The 17861-nt window shown below is 70.3% G+C and carries 16 protein-coding genes; 6 read left to right on the top strand and 10 right to left on the bottom strand.

Translation table 11 applies throughout. The features are described 5' to 3' along the window. Positions 1–162 precede the first annotated feature (162 nt). Positions 163–1119 (bottom strand): alpha/beta fold hydrolase, encoded by a 957-nt coding sequence (locus tag MFF06_RS04985; protein WP_238201913.1) that lies wholly within the window; start codon positions 1117–1119, stop codon positions 163–165. Beyond that, positions 1116–1655, bottom strand: a complete 540-nt coding sequence (locus MFF06_RS04990) for a phasin family protein (protein WP_238201914.1) — start codon at positions 1653–1655, stop codon at positions 1116–1118. Before MFF06_RS04990 ends, MFF06_RS04985 begins: the two co-directional genes overlap by 4 nt. Before the next feature lie 239 nt (positions 1656–1894). Here MFF06_RS04990 and MFF06_RS04995 point away from each other — a divergent pair, with 239 nt between their 5' ends. After that, complete coding sequence (locus MFF06_RS04995; protein ID WP_238201915.1) at positions 1895–3541, top strand: AMP-binding protein; 1647 nt, start codon at positions 1895–1897, stop codon at positions 3539–3541. A 182-nt stretch (positions 3542–3723) separates the two neighbouring features. On the opposite strand, the gene MFF06_RS05000 is transcribed toward MFF06_RS04995, so the two are convergent. After that, the gene (locus MFF06_RS05000; RefSeq protein ID WP_238201916.1) at positions 3724–3945 is read right to left on the bottom strand and encodes a hypothetical protein; all 222 of its coding nucleotides are present in this window, start codon (positions 3943–3945) and stop codon (positions 3724–3726) included. 110 nt (positions 3946–4055) lie between these two features. Between MFF06_RS05000 and xseA the strand changes: the two genes are divergently transcribed. The 3 genes from xseA to MFF06_RS05015 all read left to right on the top strand — a co-directional run bounded on the left by xseA (position 4056) and on the right by MFF06_RS05015 (position 8897). Then, positions 4056–5729, top strand: a complete 1674-nt coding sequence (xseA, locus tag MFF06_RS05005) for an exodeoxyribonuclease VII large subunit (RefSeq protein WP_238201917.1) — start codon at positions 4056–4058, stop codon at positions 5727–5729. A 199-nt stretch (positions 5730–5928) separates the two neighbouring features. Further along, positions 5929–7350, top strand: a complete 1422-nt coding sequence (locus MFF06_RS05010; protein ID WP_238201918.1) for an alpha/beta hydrolase — start codon at positions 5929–5931, stop codon at positions 7348–7350. After that, positions 7347–8897, top strand: coding sequence for a GMC family oxidoreductase (locus tag MFF06_RS05015; protein ID WP_238201919.1), 1551 nt, complete (start codon positions 7347–7349; stop codon positions 8895–8897). The genes MFF06_RS05010 and MFF06_RS05015 overlap by 4 nt, the downstream gene beginning before the upstream one ends. Positions 8898–9289: 392 nt before the next feature. On the opposite strand, the gene MFF06_RS05020 is transcribed toward MFF06_RS05015, so the two are convergent. From MFF06_RS05020 to MFF06_RS05045, 6 genes are all read right to left on the bottom strand, one after another. Next, positions 9290–10018 (bottom strand): GNAT family N-acetyltransferase, encoded by a 729-nt coding sequence (locus tag MFF06_RS05020; RefSeq protein WP_238201920.1) that lies wholly within the window; start codon positions 10016–10018, stop codon positions 9290–9292. Positions 10019–10057: 39 nt separating this feature from the next. Further along, positions 10058–11086, bottom strand: a complete 1029-nt coding sequence (locus MFF06_RS05025) for an ABC transporter ATP-binding protein (protein ID WP_238201921.1) — start codon at positions 11084–11086, stop codon at positions 10058–10060. Beyond that, the gene (locus MFF06_RS05030) at positions 11083–12138 is read right to left on the bottom strand and encodes an ABC transporter ATP-binding protein (protein WP_238201922.1); all 1056 of its coding nucleotides are present in this window, start codon (positions 12136–12138) and stop codon (positions 11083–11085) included. The genes MFF06_RS05025 and MFF06_RS05030 overlap by 4 nt, the downstream gene beginning before the upstream one ends. Further along, a complete protein-coding gene (locus MFF06_RS05035) occupies positions 12135–13058 on the bottom strand; it encodes an ABC transporter permease (RefSeq protein WP_238201923.1) in 924 nt (307 codons plus the stop codon). Before MFF06_RS05035 ends, MFF06_RS05030 begins: the two co-directional genes overlap by 4 nt. Before the next feature lie 16 nt (positions 13059–13074). Continuing rightward, positions 13075–14028 carry an ABC transporter permease gene (locus tag MFF06_RS05040; protein ID WP_238201924.1) on the bottom strand — a complete coding sequence of 318 codons (954 nt, stop codon included), beginning with the start codon at positions 14026–14028 and terminating at the stop codon, positions 13075–13077. Positions 14029–14194: 166 nt separating this feature from the next. Continuing rightward, the gene (locus MFF06_RS05045) at positions 14195–15817 is read right to left on the bottom strand and encodes an ABC transporter substrate-binding protein (RefSeq protein WP_238201925.1); all 1623 of its coding nucleotides are present in this window, start codon (positions 15815–15817) and stop codon (positions 14195–14197) included. Positions 15818–16500: 683 nt separating this feature from the next. Here MFF06_RS05045 and MFF06_RS05050 point away from each other — a divergent pair. Further along, positions 16501–16881 carry a DUF6481 family protein gene (locus MFF06_RS05050; RefSeq protein WP_238201926.1) on the top strand — a complete coding sequence of 127 codons (381 nt, stop codon included), beginning with the start codon at positions 16501–16503 and terminating at the stop codon, positions 16879–16881. Positions 16882–17147: 266 nt separating this feature from the next. Further along, positions 17148–17420, top strand: a complete 273-nt coding sequence (locus MFF06_RS05055) for a hypothetical protein (RefSeq protein ID WP_238201927.1) — start codon at positions 17148–17150, stop codon at positions 17418–17420. Between the two features lie 188 nt (positions 17421–17608). Here MFF06_RS05055 and MFF06_RS05060 read toward each other — a convergent pair whose 3' ends face one another. Further along, on the bottom strand, positions 17609–17815 hold the full coding sequence (locus MFF06_RS05060) for a hypothetical protein (protein ID WP_238201928.1): 207 nt from the start codon (positions 17813–17815) through the stop codon (positions 17609–17611). Positions 17816–17861 lie beyond the last annotated feature (46 nt).

A 17861-nucleotide genomic window follows, 5' to 3' on the forward strand; every position in this document is an offset into this window, starting at 1 on the left:
TCACATCCGCCCCTCGTCACTGCGAGCGGAGCGAAGCAATCCAGTGCGGCAGGACCTTTCAAGCCGTGGCCCTGGCTCGCCATACCCACCGGCGGCGCAATTCACGGAGAGCCGTAATGGCGTCCGCCGTGACCGGGGTTGGCGGTATGGCGGGGGTTGCGATCACGGGCCGGCGGGAGGCCGCTCGACCTGCTGGGGTGAGCCCATCCAATCCGTCACGACACGGATCTGCTCCGGGTCGAGGAGGGCGGGGGCGTGGCCGCAATCCGGGATCTCGACGCGGTAGGTCCGGGGACCGCGCCGCATCATCTCGTCGGCGGTCTCCGGCAAAAGGAGGTCCGAACGGGCGCCGCGCAGGAGGAGGACGGGGCAGCGGATGGCGTCCCAGTCCCGCCACATGCTGACGCTGTAGACCCGGCCGGGGCGGAAGGCATCGCCGATCGCCGGGTCGTAGTGCGGGCGCCAGCCTCCCGTCGGCTCCTGGACAAAGCTATGCACGGCGATGTGGCGCCACTGCTCGTCGGTGAGCGGCCCAAAGTCGCCGAGCACGGTCCGCAGCCGCGATTCGCCGGAGGCGAGGTTGTGGTGCAGGCGCGGCGCATCCCGCAGCCGGTTGCCGATCTGGCGGATCGGCGCCCAGGGCAGGAACGGCCCGATGTCGTTGATGACTAAGCGCCGGATCGGCGTGCCCTGCGCGGCCGCGAGCACCATGCCGGTGAGGCCGCCGAGGGAGGTGCCGATCCAGTCGATCGTTCCCGTGACGCCGAGATGGGCGATGAGCGCTGCCATGTCGGAGGCGTATTGCGGCAGGGCGTAGAGCTCCGGGTCGCGCAGCCAGCCCGACAGGCCCCGCCCCGGCAGGTCCGGGCAGATCACCCGGTACCCTATCCGGGCCAGGGCGTAGGCCAGGGCATCGAAGTCCCGGCCCTGGCGACTGAGACCGTGGACGCAGATCGCCACATGCGGGCTCGCCGCGTCACCCCACTCCACGTAGGCGATGCGGTGGAAGTCGCGTGGGGCGTAGGCGAGGAAATGGCCCCGCCGGAACGGGACGTCCCCGTCCGTCAGCCGGTCGAGCCGCGGAGGGGACGGGACGATCCGGTCGCTGGGCCCACTCACCGGGTTTCGGCGCGGGAGACGGCCTCGCGGGCGAGGCGGGTCGTGGTTTGGTGAAGGTCGACCACTTGGTCGGTGATCCGCCGGGACTGGTCCTGCAGGAAGGCCACTTGCAGCTTCAGCATGTCGCGCGGGTCGCTGGCCTTGGCGAGCTCCTCGGCGAAATCCAGCGAGGCGCGGACATTCGTGTCGGAGGCCACGAGCATCCGGTGGGCGATCTCGCGCATCGCCGCCATCATCCGCCCGGCATCGTCCTCGAAGGCGTTGTAGAGGCGCGATCCGGCGGTCTCCCACTGTTCCCGCGCCTTGCGGGTCTGCGCCACCTGGCTCTCGGACAGTTGCGTGGCCGCCTCGCGGGTGGCGTGCATCACTTGGCGCCAGCCCTCGAAGGCCTGGGCGAAGGAGGTCTCGGCGGCGTTGAGGGCCTGTTCCCCGGCCTCGGCATAGCGCTCGTACGCCTCGCGCGCCTTCCTCACCGCTCCCTCGGCCATCTCGCGGCGGGCTCCGTCGGACACGGCGGGCAAATGGTCGTGAGTCACCGGGGAGCCTCGTGCGCGCTTCCGTGGCGGAGCGAACGGCGAAGGTTGGTCAACGGCGGAGCGGCGTCAACCGCCGCGCAGTGACGGCGCCTCCGCCACCGTCATCGGGGACGGAGCCATGGCCCGTGTCAGCCCGCGCCGATTGACAGACCGCCGCCGTGCGAAATCATGGGAGCGCAGGGCGAACGCCACGCCTGACGACACAGAACGACCCCCGCTTGACCGAGAGGGCGCGCCCCATGCCGGAGTCCACCCATCCGACCACCGTGGCGGGGACGCACCCGTTCGAGGCCGGGCTCGAACGGCGGGCGGCGAACTACGTGCCCCTCACGCCCATCAGCCTGCTCGCCCGCGCCGCCGCCTCGTTCGGCGCGCGGATCGCGGTGATCGATGGCGACCGGCGCCTGACCTATGCGCAGCTCGATGCCCGCTGCCGCCGCCTCGCCTCGGCTTTGGCCCGGCGCGGCATCGGCCGGCTCGACACGGTGGCCATCCTGGCCTCCAACATCCCGGAAATGGTCGAGGCGCATTTCGGCGTGCCCATGCTCGGCGCGGTGCTGAACCCGCTGAACACGCGCCTCGACCCCGCGACCATCGCCTTCTCCCTGCGCCACGGCGGGGCGAAGGTCTTCCTCGTGGAGGCCATCCACCGGGAGCTGGCCGCCCGCGCCCTGGCCGAGTTGCCCGAGCCTCCCCTCGTGGTGACGATCGGCGGCGAGGGAGTCGCCGACGCGGTGCCCTACGAGGCGCTCCTCGACGAAGGCGACCCGGCCGCCGCGTGGCCGGGACCGGAGGACGAGTGGCAGTCCCTCTGCTTGCTCTACACCTCAGGCACGACGGGCGATCCCAAGGGCGCGGTCTACAGCCACCGCGGCGCCTATCTCCAGGCGCTCGGCAATGCGGTGACCTTCGGGCTCTCGGGCGAAAGCGTGTATCTCTGGACGCTGCCGATGTTCCATTGCAGCGGCTGGTCCTACCCCTGGGCCTGCGTGGCGGCGGGGGCGACGCAGGTCTGCCTGCGCAGGGTCGAGCCCGCCGAGATCTTCCGCCTGATCGCGGAGCACGGCGTGACGCACCTGTGCGGGGCGCCCATCGTCCTGTCGATGATCGCCCATGCGCCGATCCATGAGCGCCGCGCCTTCGAGCAGACCGTGCGCTGCGCGGTGGGCGGGGCGGCGCCCTCCTCCACCATCATCCGCACGATGGAGGAGCTGGGCTTCCGGGTCACGCATCTCTACGGCGCCACGGAGAGCTACGGCCCTGCCACCGCCTGCCTCGCGCAGCCGGACTGGGCCGAGCTCACGCAGACCCAGCGCTACGAGCGCATGGCCCGCCAGGGCGTGCCGCTGGCGACCCTCGACGCGGTGATGGTCGCCGACCTCGAAACGGGAGCGCCTCTGGAGAAGGATGGCACCCGCATCGGCGAGATCCGGCTGCGCGGCAACACCATCATGAAGGGCTATCTCGGCAACCCCTCGGCCACCGAGCGGACGCTGGCCGACGGCTGGTACGCCACTGGCGATCTCGGCGTCTGGCACCCGGACGGGGCCGTGGAGATCAAGGACCGGGCGAAGGACATCATCATCTCGGGCGGGGAGAACATCTCCAGCCTCGAGGTCGAGGAGGTACTCCTCCGCCACCCCGCGGTGATGCTCGCCGCCGTGGTCGCCCGGCCCGACGAGACCTGGGGCGAGACGCCCTGCGCCTTCCTCGAAGCCAAGCCCGGCGCCGCCCTGCCCTCCACCCAAGAACTGACCGCCTTCTGCCGGGAGCGCATGGCGCGGTTCAAGGTGCCCAAGACGGTGGTGTTCGGACCCCTGCCGAAGACCTCCACCGGCAAGATCCAGAAGTTCGTGCTGCGCGAGCGGGCGCGGGAGTTGCGGTGAGCTGCCGCCTCTACGGCCCCCACCCCGTCATTCCGGGGCTCGCGATCGGCGAGAGCCCGGAATCCAGAGACTTGACGTTAAAAGGAAGGGTATGGACGTCCTGATGAGCGGATCAGGCATCGTCGCGGATCCGGTTTCCGGGCTCCGCGTCGCAGCCCTGGAATGACAAGCCGTTAGGCAGCCTATCGCTCCGCCTTCACCCGGCGGCACTCGGTCTTCAGGTAGGCGGTCTTGCCGATGTCCTCGCGCAGGTCGGTGCGCGCGATAATCTCCTGCCAGCCCGTGGCGCAGCCGAGTTCGTTGGCGACGCGGACCTTGCGCACTTCCAGGGCCTGCTCGTCGTGGCAGGCTTCCTGGGCGATGCCGTTGGCGCAGACCAGGACGACGGCGATGAAGGCGTTCACGGGCATTCCTCCCGGTGTGGTGTCGGTCTCAGTACGTGCGGCGGCGGCGCAGGGTTTCAACGTGGCCCCTGCCCTTGTCGCCGGCCCGCGGGCCTTCTAGCGTCGCGCCGATGCCCCTGGTTCCCCCGCCCCGCCCGAAGGCTGCGCCCGCACCGCGCCCGTCCGACACGGCCGACGTCCCGTCCTCCTCCGTCCTGTCCGGCAACCAGCCGGAATGGTCGGTGGGCGAACTGTCGGCCAAGCTGAAGCAGACGCTGGAGGACCGCTTCGGCCATGTGCGGCTGCGCGGGGAGATTTCCGGCTTTCGCGGCGTCCACGGTTCGGGGCACGCCTACTTCGCCCTGAAGGACGGGCAGGCGAAGATCGATGCGGTGGTGTGGAAGGGCGTCTACGGGCGCCTGCGACAGAAGCCTCAGGAGGGCCTCGAGGTCGTCGCCACCGGCAAGATCACCACCTTCCCCGGCAAGTCGTCGTATCAGATCGTCATCGACGGGCTGGAGCCCGCCGGGCTCGGCGCCTGGATGGCCCTGCTGGAGGAGCGCCGCAAGAAGCTCGCGGCGGAGGGCCTGTTCCTCCCCGAGCACCGCAAGCCGATCCCGTTCCTGCCCCGGGTGGTGGGCGTCGTCACCTCCCCCACGGGGGCGGTGATCCGCGACATCCTCCACCGGCTGCAGGACCGTTTCCCCCGGCCCGTGCTGGTCTGGCCGGTGCGGGTGCAGGGCGAGGGCGCCGCCGAGGAGGTCGCCGCCGCGATCCGGGGTTTCAATGCCCTCCCCGCGGCGGGGCCGATCCCCCGACCCGACCTGCTGATCGTCGCCCGGGGCGGCGGATCGATCGAGGATCTGTGGGCCTTCAACGAGGAATGCGTCGTCCGCGCGGCCTTCGAGAGCGCCATCCCGCTGATCTCGGCCGTGGGGCACGAGACGGACACGACCCTCATCGACCATGTCTCCGACCGCCGGGCGCCGACGCCGACCGGCGCCGCCGAGATGGCCGTGCCGGTGCGGGCGGAACTGGTGGCACTGGTGGCCGACCTCGCCGCCCGGGGCGGGGGCGCCGTCCGCCGCCGGATCGAGCGCGACCGGGCCGACCTGCGCGGCCTTGCCCGCGCCATGCCGGGGCCGGACATGCTGCTGGCGGGCAAGCGCCAGCGCCTCGATCTCGCCGAGGCGCGCCTCGCCCCCGCGCTCGCCGCCGGCGCCGCCCGCCACCGGGCGCGGCTCCAGGCGGTGCTGGACCGGCTCGCCCGGCACTCCCCTGAACTCGCCCTGGCCCAGGCCCGCACGCGCCTCGCCCGTGTCGACGACCGCGCCGCCCGGGCGCTGCGGGTCGATCTGCGGCGGCGCCAGGACGGCCTCGCGGATCTCGGCCGCCGCCTCGTGCTGGCCCGGGATTCGGGGCTCGAACGGGCGCGGACGCTGGAGGCCCGCCGCCGGGACAGGCTCACGGGCGTCGTCGCCCGCCTCGTGCAAGCGGGCCGCCGCGACGCCGAGCGCCGCCGGGCACGGCTCGATGCCCTGGCCGGCCTCCTCGGCACCCTCAGCTACCGCGCCGTCCTCGACCGCGGCTTCGCCCTCGTCCGCGACCCCGAGGGGCGTCCCCTGCGCCACGCGCAGGAGGCCGCCGCCGCCGCCCTCCTCAGCCTGCAATTCGCCGACGGCAGCGTGGAGGCCGTGCCCTCGGGGGCCCCGGCGCCGGACCTGTCTCCGGGGAAGCCGAAGCGTGGAGCCCCCCGCGGGCCGAAACCGACCCCGGCGAAGCAGGGGACGCTGTTCGAAATCTAGCGCCCGTCGTCCCTTCGGACGCGGCGACGCAACCCAGGACAGCACCACGTTCGGGGGCGACCCGCAGCCCTGAATCGATGCCTGACGCCCGCACGGACGAATTCGCCGGCCGGCGAGACCGCGTGGATCGCGCGCGCCGAAGGGCCTTGCCGATGTCGCACCAGCTTGACCTCTGCGGGGGTCGCGCGATTTCGCCGTGATGACCGAACCTCCCGCCGACATCCTGTTCTGCCTCCACTTCCTCGGAGGCAGCGCCCGAACCTGGGAGCCCCTGGCCCGGGAACTCGGCGGGACGGCGCGGGTCGTCGCCATCGATCTGCCCGGTTTCGGCGCGGCCGCCGACGTGGCGGGCTACTCCGTCGATGCCATGGCCGACCATGTCGCGCGGGCGATCGCCGCCGAGGCGCCGGCGCGCTTCCGCATCGCCGGGCACAGCATGGGCGCCAAGGTCGCCCTCCTGCTGGCGCGGCGGGCGCAGGACGGCGACGCGGGGCTCGCGGGTCTCTCCGGCCTCGTTCTCGTCTCCGGCTCGCCGCCGAGCCCGGAGCCGATCCCCGACGACCGCCGGGCGCACATGCTGTCGTGGATCGACGCCGATGCCAAAACCCGTGCCCGGGAGGCCCGCGCCTTCGTCCGGGCGAATGTGGGCGGCGACCTTCCCCCGGACCTCGAAGAGCGCGCGGTCGCCGATGTCCTGCGGGCCGAGCCGTCCGCCTGGAAGGCATGGCTTCAGGGCGGCGCGAACGAGGATCTGGCCCGCCGGATCGGCGTACTGCGCCTGCCGGCCTTGGTTTTCGCCGGGTCGGAGGATGCGGACCTCGGCCCGGACGCCCAGGCGGCGCTGACGCTGCCTCACCTGCCGCATGGGCGGCTCACGGTCATCGACGGCGTCGGCCACCTGCTGCCGTTGGAGCGCCCCGCCGACCTCGCGCGCCTCCTCGCCGCGCCGCCTCCGGCGGGGGATCGCTCCGCCCCGCAGCCGCCCGCCGTGCCCCCGGCCTATGCGGAGCTGATCGCCTCGAAGCGCGTCAACTCCCGCCTGCGGGAGGCCCTGGCCGAGCGCGCCACTGCGCCCGATCCGGCCTACGAGCCGGAGGTGCTCGATCCCGTCGAACTGGCGATTCTGCGCGCCGTGTTCCACCGCATCGTCCCGGTGCCCGGCCTCGACCTCGCCGCGAAGCTCGATGCCCGCTTGGCTGAGGGCGGCGGCGACGGCTGGCGCTTCGCCAAGCTGCCGGAGGACGGTGCCGCCTACCGCGCCGCCCTGCGCACCCTCGACGCCGCCGCGCGGGCGGCGCACCGGCGCCCCTTCGTCGCCCTCGACGGCAACGGACAGGACGCGTTGCTCACGCTGGCCCAGAAGGGAGACCTCAAGGTGCCCGAAGCCCTCGGCGGCCGGGTCGATGCCGACGGGATGCGGTTCTGGTTCGAGGACGCGCGAGCCGACGCCGTGCGCCTCTACATCGCCCATCCGGCGGCTCTCGCGCGGATCGGCTTCTCCGGCATCGGCGCCGGGGGCGACGCGCCGACGCCCATCGCCGGGAACCTGCCCGGTTTCCACGCCACCGGTCTCGACAGCCCCGAGCCCTGGGAACCCCGTGCCGAGGAGATTGCGCGATGAACCTCGACGCGATGAACAGCCATTCCGAGGACCAGCCGGTCGATGTCGTGGTGATCGGCACCGGGGCCGGGGGCGCTCCGGTGCTGGCCCGCCTTGCGGCGGCGGGCCTGTCGGTCGTCGCGCTGGAGGCCGGACCGAACTTCACGCCCGAGACCTTCGCCTTCGACGAGACCCTCGCCGACGAGATCTACTGGACGGACGAGCGCCTCAGCGGCGGCCCCACGCCGGAAGCCTTCGGCGGCAACAACAGCGGCACCGGGGTCGGTGGCTCGATGCTGCACTGGGGAGCCTTCGTGCCCCGTGCCGACGCCCGCGACATGCGCCTGCGGACGGAAACCGGTGAGGGGGCCGATTGGCCGCTCACCGCGGAGGAGTTGCGCCCGTACTACGAGCGCGTCGAGGGCTTTCTCGGCGTATCGGGGCCGGCCCGGTATCCCTGGGACGACGGGCGGCGCTATCCCCTCGCCCCCGTGCCGCGCAACGGGCCCGCGCAGCTCATGGCGAGCGCCTGCGAGGCGAAGGGCGTGCGCTGGGCCGACGCGCCGGCGGCGGTCGTCTCCCGCGATTTCCAGTCCGAGCACGGCCCGCTCCGTCATGCCTGCATCAATTGCGGTTTCTGCCACCAGGGCTGCCGCAACGGTGCGAAAGCCAGCATGGACGTGAGCTACCTGCCCTACGCCGTGCATCACGGCGCGGAGATCCGGGCGGAGTCCTTCGTCCACGGTTTCGAGCGCGACGGTGCCGGGCGGATCACGGCGGTGCTCTACACACGGGACGGGAGCGAGCACCGCCAGCGCTGCCGGGCGGTCTTCCTCTGCGCGGGGGCGGTGGAGACGCCGCGCCTCCTCCTCCATTGCGGGCTCGCCAACGGCAGCGGTCAGATCGGCCGCAACTACATGGGCCACGTCGCGACCCAGGTCTGGGGCACCTTCGGCCACGAGGTGAGGATGAACCGGGGCTATCCGTCCTCGCTCATCACCGAAGATTACATCCGCGCGCCCGATGCCGATTTCGCGGGCGGCTACCTGATCCAGAGCCTCGGCGTGGTGCCCCTCACCTTCGCCAACGCCGTGGCGCGGGGGCGCGGCCTGTGGGGCCAACCGCTCCTCGACTACCTTGCCCGCTACAACCACCTTGCCGGAATCGGCATCAACGGCGAGACCCTGCCCTATGAGGACAACGTGCTCACCCTCTCCGGCGAGGTGGATGCGAGGGGGATGCGCAAGCCGAAGATCGACTTCGGCTACTACGCCAACGAGAAGCGCCTGAACGCCCACGCCACCAGGGTGATGCGCGGCCTCTGGGAGGCGGCGGGCGCCGAGGACATCTGGGTGCTGGAGCGCGTCGCCCATACGCTCGGCACCTGCCGCATGGGTCATGACGGCGACACGGCGGTGGTCGATCCGTTCGGGCGCAGCTTCGAGATCGACAACCTCTGGATCAGCGACGGCTCGACCTTCCCGAGTTCGCTGGCCGCTAACCCGGCCCTGACGATCATGGCGCTGGCGCTGCGAAGCGCGGAGCGGTTCCTGGAGGTGGGGCGGTAACGCGCCGCTCTCCGTGGGAGCGGAGGGAAGCCATGAGAGATGCGCCGCGGTGTCGGAGCCTGACAGAACCGTCGGCCTCCGACACCCGTCCTTCCGCACCTCAGTGTCTGGCCGAAAGGGCCGTCGCCCCCTCCGTCCTTGCGAGCGGAGCGAAGCAATCCAGGGATGCGCCACGGTAGGAAACGGCCCGTTGCCCTGGATTGCTTCGCTCCGCTCGCAAAGACGTGGAGGGCGTGACGGGCCGCCGGGATCTTTCCGGCCAAACACTCAGGTGAGGGGGTGGATCGGAAAGAGGGGCTTCTCGGCCAGGCTCACAGGATGAGGTCGCGCGAAGGGAGAAGAGGTGATCGTCCGGCCTGACTGTTTCGCTGCGCGCGCAACGACACCCAGCCTTACCCGATACCGTCCCGGATCACCGCCAAGCCCCGCCGCTGCCGACCCTCGGCGTCGAAATTCGCCGGATCGAGCCAATCCGAGAAGGCCCGCTTCACCCTGGGCCACTCCGCGTCCGTCACCGAGAACCACGCGGTATCCCGCGAGCGGCCCTTCACCACGACGGCGTTGCGGAAGATGCCCTCGAAGGTGAAGCCGTAGCGCAGGGCCGCTGCCCGCGAGGGGGCGTTGAGACTGTCGCACTTCCACTCGTAGCGGCGGTAGCCGCATTCGTCGAAGGCGCGGGTCATCATCAGGGCCATCGCCTCCGTGGCCGCGGCGCTGCGCTTCAGCGCCGGGCCGAAATGGATGTGCCCCACTTCGATCACGCCGTTCTGCGGGTCGATCCGAAGGTACGAGGCGATTCCCAGGGGCGCGCCCGTCGCCGCGTCGAGGATGGTGTGGAACAGCGGATCCTCACCCGCCGCCTGACGCTCCAGGCGCTCGCGGTAGGCGGCTTCGGTGACGGGCAACTCGTCGCCGAGATAGGTCCAGCTCCGCGAATCCGGCGCCGCCGCGAAGAGCGCGAACAGGCCCGCCGCGTGGGCCGCCGGATCGAGGGGCACGACGTGGCAGAACCGGCCGGTCATGGCCGTGCGCGGCGGGTGGGCGCGGGGCGTCCAGCCCGGTAGGGCCGGGCCGATGGGCTGGCCGTAGTCGTTGAGGCGGGGCGCGGGGCGAGTCGTCATCCGCCCCTTATAGCCGAGCTTGTTGTGGGCTTCTTGACGTCAGGCCATCTCCACCGCCAGCGGTGTCGGCCCCGCACGGTAGGCGGCGGCCGCGTCCTCGGTGTGCCAGCAGGCGACCTTGTGGCCGGGGGAGACCTCCGCGACCGGCGGCATCTCCCGGTGGCAGCGATCCCCCGCCAGGAAGCAGCGCGGGGCGAAGGGGCAACCCGGCGGCCGGTTGGCGAGGTCGGGCGGGCTCCCCGGAATGGTCTCCAGGCGGCTGCCCTTGGCCAAGGCGCCCTCGGCACGGCTGCGCAGCAGGCCGATCGTGTAGGGATGGTGCGGGTCGCGCACGATCTCGCGGGCGGTGCCCGTCTCCACGATCTTGCCCGCGTACATCACGGCGATGCGGTCCGCGACCTCCACCGCCGCCCCGAGATCGTGGGTGACGATGACGATGGACAGGCCAAGATCCCGCTGCAATTCCCGCAGGAGGAGCAGCACCTGGATCTGCACCGTCGCGTCGAGCGCCGTGGTCGGCTCGTCGGCGAGCAGCACCTGCGGGCGGCAGGAAAGCGCCAGGGCGATCATGGCGCGCTGGCGCATCCCGCCCGACATCTCGTGCGGGTAGTTGTCGAGGCGGCGCTCGGGGCTCGGGATGCGCACCCTCTCCAGGAGCGCCAGCGCCCTCGCCCGCGCGTCGGCCTGCGAGATGGTCTCGTGGCGGCGGATGGCCTCGATGATCTGCTGGCCCACCGTGTAGACCGGATCGAAGGCCAGTAGCGGCTCCTGGAAGATCATCGAGACGTCGCCGCCCCGGAACTCGCTGAGGGCGCGCTTGTCGAGGGCGAGCACGTCCCGCCCCGCCGCCTGGATGTGCCCCTCGATCCGGCTGCGCCCGGCCGGGAACAGGCGCAGGATCGCCCGCAGGGTCACGCTCTTGCCGGAGCCCGATTCGCCGATCAGCGCCAGGGCCTGTCCGCGCTCCAGGCGCAGATCGACACCATCGACCACCTGCGTCTTGCCGAAGGCGACGCGGAGGCCGGTGAGTTCCACCGCCGGAACCATGGGAGCCGTCGGGAGGGTCATGCGGCGAGAACCTGTGCGGGGGCGGCCGAGTGTCCAGAGCCGGGCTGGCGGGCGAGGCACGCCACCCGGTGCAGGGTCATGACCGGATCGAGGGGCGGCTCGACCTGCCCGCAGACGCCCTCGGCCAGAGCGCAGCGGGGATGGAAGCGGCACCCGCCGGGCGGATCGATGGGGTTGGGTGGGTCGCCCGCCAGCAGCGCCTTCTGCGTCCGGTTGTCGGGATCGAGGGACGGCATGGAGGCGAGCAACGCCTGCGTGTAGGGATGCCCCGGCGCGGCCAGCACCGAATCCGAGGGGCCGATCTCGGCGACCCGGCCGAGATACATCACCATCACCCGGTCCGAGATGAACCGCACCACGTTCAGGTCGTGGCTAATGAAGATGTAGGTGAGCCCGAACTCGGCCTTGAGATCGAGGAGGAGGTTGAGCACCTGCGCCTCCACGGACTTGTCCAGGGCCGAGACGGCTTCGTCCAGCAGCACGAGGCGGGGTTCGAGGGCGAGCGCCCGGGCGATGTTCACCCGCTGGCGCTGCCCGCCGGAGATCTCGTGCGGGTAGCGCCCGGCGAAGCGCTTCGGCTCCAGCCCGACTCGGGCGAGGAGGGCGCGGGCGCGCTCCACCGCCTGCCGGCCGGGCACGCCGTTCACCTTCGGCCCGAAGGCGATGGACTGCTCCACCGTCATCCTCGGGTTGAGGGAGGCGTAGCTGTCTTGGAACACCATCTGCGCCTGGCGCCGGTAGCTCCGCCAGGGCATGGCGCGCCCGCCGATCGCCTGCCCGTCGTAGAGCATGTCGCCGGTATCGCGCTCGATCAGGCCCATCAGCAGCTTGGCCGTGGTGGACTTGCCGCAGCCGGATTCACCGACGATGCCGAGGGTCTCGCCCTTCAGGACGTCGAAGTCGACGCCGTCGACGGCGCGCACCACGCGCTTCGGGCCCGTGCCCTTGCGGACGGGGAAATGCTTGACGAGGCCGGAGACCGAGAGGAGCGGCTGGGCGGGACCGCCCCGGTCGGCGGCGAAGGGATCGGGGCTGCTCGGGATGACGCTCACTGGCGAATCTCCATGGCGTTGCGCAGACCGTCCGAGAACAGGTTGAACGAGATCGAGACGATGAAGATCGCCAGCCCCGGCAGGGCCGCGACGACGGGGTTCACGTAGATCGCCGTGCGCAGCGTGTTGAGCATCAGGCCCCATTCCGGCTCCGGCGGGCGCACGCCGAGGCCGAGGAACGACAGGCCCGAGGCCAGGATCATCGACACCGAGATCAGGCTCGTGGAGTAGACGAAGATCGGCCCCACCACGTTGCCGAGCACCTGCACCCGCATGATCGTCAGCGCCGAGGCACCCGAAAGCTTGGCGGCGTCGATGTAGTCGCGCTTGCGGATGCCCGTGGTGACGCTCTCGGCCACCCGGGCGATCTGGGGCACGAACACGCAGGTCAGCGACACGATCGAGTTAAAGATGCCGGCCCCGAGGGCGCCCGACAGGGCGATGGCCAGAAGGACGGAGGGGAACGCGAAGAACACGTCGATGGTGCGCATCAGGATCGTGTTGGTCCAGCCGCCGACATAGCCGGCGAGGATCCCGATGGAGGAGCCGATGACGAAGGCGATGAGCACCGGGGTCACGCCCATGAACAGCGACAGGCGGGAGCCGAGCATCAGGCGGCTGATCATGTCCCGGCCGAGCTCGTCGGAGCCGAGCCAGTAGGTGGCATCGCCCACGGGCTTCAGGCGGCGCAGCATGGAGCCCTTGTAGGGATCCATCGGCGTGATCCAGGGCGACAGGACCGCGATGGCGACGACGATCAGGATGACGGCGCCGGCGGTCATCGCCACCGGGTCCCGGACGAGCCGGTGGCCGACATGGCCCCAGAAGCCGCGGGAGGCGACGAAGGCCTCCGGCGCGTCGGGGGGCGCCGCGAGGTTGCCGTCGAGGGCGACGGAGGCGGCGGTGAGGGGAGCAGTCATGGCCGGGCCTCCTGTCTCAGGCGCGCTCGATGCGCGGATCGAGGGCGGTCTGCATCACGTCCACGACGAGGTTGAGGGCGACGAAGAACATCGCCAGCACGAGAATCGACCCCTGAAGCAGGGGCAGATCGCGCTGGAAGATCGCCGCGTTGAGGAGGAATCCGGTGCCCGGCCATGCGAAGACGGTCTCGATCAGGATCGAGCCGCCGAGCAGGTAGCCGAGCTGGAGGCCCATGATGGCCAGCGCCGTCGGGGCGGCGTTGCGCACCACGTGCTTGAACACGCCCCACTCGCTTAGCCCCTTGGCGCGCAGCGCCTCCACGAAGTCCTGGGACAGGATGTCGGCGACGAGGGCGCGGACGGTGCGGGCAATGATGCCCATCGGGATCACCGCCATCGTGATGGCGGGGAGGATGATGTAGCGCAGGTGCTCGAAGTCCGGCCGCCAGTTGCCCGATCCGTCCGGCCCGGCCCCCGTGGGCGGCAACCAGCCCAGGGTCGCCGAGAAGACGATCACCAGCACCATGCCGAGCCAGTAATGCGGCACGCTCACGCCGAAGACCGAGAGGGCCGAGGCGACCCGGTCGAGGATCGAGTTGCGCCGGTACCCGGCGACGAAGCCGAAGAACACGCCGAAGGTGAAGCCGATCAGCGTCGCCACGCTGGCGAGGATCAGCGAGTTCACCACCGCACGTCCCACCTCCTGCGCCACGGGGCGCCCGGTGGCGATGGAGACGCCGAGGTCGCCGTGCAGCACGTGCCACAGCCAGATCGCGTACTGGACCGGCAGGGGCTTATCGAACCCGTAGGCGGCGCGCATCTCGTCGATGGTCGCCTGCGTGGCGTCCGCCGGGAGCACCGCGCTCAGGGGGTCGCCCGGCGCGAGGTGGACGAGCAGGAAGCACACCACGCTCACGCCGAAGGCGACGGGCGTGACGGTGACGAGGCGTTTCAGGATGTAGAGGAACATTGGCCCTGCGGTGCGATGAGCATGTCTTCGTGATTGTCCCGTGCCCACCGTCATCGCGAGCGTGACCTGAGGCAATCCAGGGCGAGACCTTGCGGAATCGTGGCGGATCCCTGGATTGCTTCGTGTCGCTCGCGATGACGTCGGGTGTCGTCAGGGCCCGTGGGAGCTACTTTCCCGCCGTCGCCATGGTGATGTTCGAGAAGTCCTGGAACCAGTTCTGCGCCTGAACGAAGCCCTTGACCTTCGGGCTCATCGCCCGGGGGTTCACGTCGTGGGTGATCATCACGAACAGCGCGTCGTCCACGAACTTCTCGTGGACCTTCTGCAGAACCTTCGCCTGTTCCTCCTTGTCGAAGGCGTTGCGGACTTGGTCAAACAGCTTGTCCATTTCCGGGTCGCAATAATAGCCCCAGTTCGTACCGTTCGGCGGCGCGAGGTTACACTGCAGATGGCGAATGAAGCCGGTGAAGGGGTCCTGGATGAAGTACGAGTAGTTGATGGCCGAGACGCCGCGCGAAATGTCGGCCTTGGCGCCGGCGCGCCAGATGTTGATCAGCGTGTTCCACTCCACGACTTGGTATTCGACTTGAACGCCGACATCGGCAAGGTTCTGCTGCACGAACTCGTTCATCGGCAGCGGCTGCATCTGGCCGGAGCCGGAGGCCGAGATGGCGACCTTGAGCTTCAGCGGCTTGGCCGCGCTGTAGCCGGCCTCGGCCAGCAGCTTCTTGGCCGCCTCGGGATCGTACTTCAGGTCGAAGGTCGGCTTGCCGAACCACTGATGGCCGGGCGGCATGAAGCCCTTGGCCGGGATGGCGAGGCCGCCGAGGAGCTCCTTCAGCCCCTCGCGGTCGATGGCGAGGTTCACCGCCTTGCGCACCCGGATATCGTTCCAGGGCGATCCCTCGATCCGGGACAGGTGCCATGTCCAGTTGTGCGGGTAGGAGTTCGTGACGATGGTGAAACCCGCGCCCTTCAGGGAGGCCACCGCATCCGGCGCGGGCGCCTCGATCCAGTCGACCTGACCCGAGCGGAGCGCCGCCACGCGGGCATTCGCCTCCGGCAGGGGCACGAGGACGAGCTTGTCGAGCTTGGGTACCCGCGCCTTGTCCCAATAAGCCGCGTTCGGCACCATCTCGGCGCGCTCGCGGGGGGCGAACAGGGTGAGCTTCCATGGGCCGGTGCCGGAGGGGTGCTTGGCGAACTCGTCCCAGGACTTGCCGAGCTTCTCCCACTGGGCGGGGGAGGACATCATGATCCAGGCGATCTGGTAGGGCAGCGTCGCATCCGGCGCCTTGGTCACGATCTCCACGGTGAGCGGGTCGATCACCCGGTAGCTGGCGACGGCCGGGATGCGCGTCTTGCCCTGGGCCGATTGGCGCGGATCGTATTGCGGCGCATCGGTCTTCAAGAGCTTGTCGAGGTTCCAGACGACCGCGTCGGCGGTGAAGGTCGAGCCGTCGTGGAAGGTCACGCCCGGACGGAGCTTGAAGGTCCACTTCGTCTTGTCGGCGGGATCGACGGACCAACTCTCGGCCAAGCCCGGCACGAGGTCCGACGCCTTGTCCGCCTTGCTGAGATCCCAATTGATGAGGCCATCGTAGATCGTATAGCCGGTGAACCGCATACCCTCGCCGCCGTTGTCGGCTTGGCCCGTGGTGAGGGGGATGTCCGAAGCGGTCATGCCGATCCGCAGGGTGCCCTGGGCGAGGGCGGCGGACTGGGCCGCCAGCAGGGCGAGTCCGGCGAGCGCCGCACGGGCGTGGAAAGTCTTGAGGTCCAAAGCCATGGGTGTGGGGTTCGCTCCTGTCCCCGGGCCTCCCGAGCCCGGTCGGGACGACCCTGATGCAAGCCCACGGCCAACCGGTGGATCGCGGGGGCAGCGAACCCGCGGCCCTCTCCCCTGCCGCCATTCGATCCCCCACCGAGGCTTCGTCGGCTCCATCGTCACCTTTGCCTAATTTTTAGGCGAAGCGCGCTCCTCACGCGGCCGGTGACGGATCACACGGTGGGGCGACCGAATCGGCGGCCTTCGCGGATTTCGATCCATGCCGAACGGGGTGAGTCACCTTGTCATCCACGGCGGATCTGCCCATTTAAGCGTCATCGCAGAGGCCTGTTCGGCAGTCCGAAACTGCGCCTTTTCCGCCTGTGCATGGCACCGTTGCGGCTTTTCCGCATCGTCGCCGGAAACTTTCCAAGATTTCACGGCTTTTGTCGCTTTGTCGCTTCCCATTCGGCATCGGCGTGGTTGCACAATCCGGCGCGGTCATGCGAAGGGCTGACGCGATCCCATCCTTGGTTCGACCCGAATGCTTCGCGGGCACGCAAGCCTTCCGGTCGACCCATCGGCATGAGCGATGGTTCGACGCGGTTCCGCTCCCCGGGGACGGGGCGAGAACTTGCCTCCGCCGTCCGGCTGAGAAGCCGGTCGTCCCCGCGAGACGCGTGACGCACCCAGAGAAAGGCCATATGAGCGCATTCGACTTTAGGAACTTCAACGACCGTCGCGAGCATTCCGCCAACGCCAAGGCTGCGTTGTTGGCCAAGTTCAAGGCCCGCCCTGCGGCGGACGACCCGGAAGTACAGGCCCGCGCCCAGGCTCGCGCCGAAGTGGCCCGCGCCCGTGACGAGCGCGCCCGCGAGCGCGAGGCGGCCCGGCTCGAGGCGGAGCGCAAGGCCGCCGAAGAGAAGCGGCTTCGCGAGGAGACGGAACTCGCCGCCCAGATCGCCCGCGAGGCGGCCGAACTGGCTGCCGCCCAGGAGCGGAAGTCGGCCGAGCTGGAGGCCAAGAAGGCCCTCCGCGACGCCCGCTACGCCGCCCGGAAGGCGAAGGCGAAGACCAAGCGCTAAGACGCCACGAGGAACCTCGCGCCGCGCGCCCCGCCGGGCCAGACCCGGCATGGGACGCGCGAAGAGGCTCCCCGCCAGCCGCCCGTTCTTGCGGGCGGCTTTCTTTTTGCCCGACGTCCAGGATGTTGATCGGCGTCCGCCGTCGACGATCTGGCGACCGATGACGTCTGCTGTCGAACTCCCTAACCGAATCCTTGCGCAGGAAAGCTTCACCGTGCGCGTCGCCGTTCTATCTCTGTGACGACCAGGGGTCGGAAGCGGGCGCGATGAGGCGGAATCGGACGGAGCGTGGCGGACCGGCCAGGGCCATGGCCTGCGCGGGCTTGCTCATCGTAATGGGCTGTTCCCCCGCCCTCGCCGAGCCGCCGATCCAGGGCCCGGAGGACGCGGCCTGCCGCGCCGAGGCGAAGGCGAAAGTCTTTTCGGCGCCCAATCCGAAGGGGCTCGAACTCGAGCAGGTCGGGCGCGGCCTCTACCATGCCTGCATGAAGCGGAGCGCCCCCGGCAAGCGCGGGACGCGGGGGCGGCGGGCGCGTTAAAGCGTCTTCGGTTTGATGCGGGTCGCCTGCTCGACTGTCTTTGCGAGTATCAGCGAAGCAACCCAGCCTTCGAAACGTTCGTCTAGGTCCCGCTGACCTGGATTGCTTCGCTGACGCTCGCAATAAGACGGGGCAGCGTATGGTCCAAGTTTCCCGTGATTGCTTCACACCGCCGTGAAGCGCCTCGTTCAGGCGTCGAGGGGAGCGCCGATCCGCATCCGCAGCAGGCGGCGCAGCCGGTCGTCGCCTCCCTGGGCGTCGAGGTCCGCCATCAGGCGAAGGAGCTGGCTGATGGGGGTCGAGCGGCTACCGACCGCCGCGGCGATCCGCTCGGAGAGCGGCACCGGACGTTGGGCCGAACGAGGATCAATCGCGACGTCACTGCGGTGAGACATGCGCGGCGCTTCCTTCGAGGAATTCCAGGGGCGGCGGCTCGATATG

The organism is Methylobacterium aerolatum (assembly GCF_022179085.1).
Taxonomy (GTDB): Bacteria; Pseudomonadota; Alphaproteobacteria; order Rhizobiales; family Beijerinckiaceae; genus Methylobacterium; species Methylobacterium aerolatum.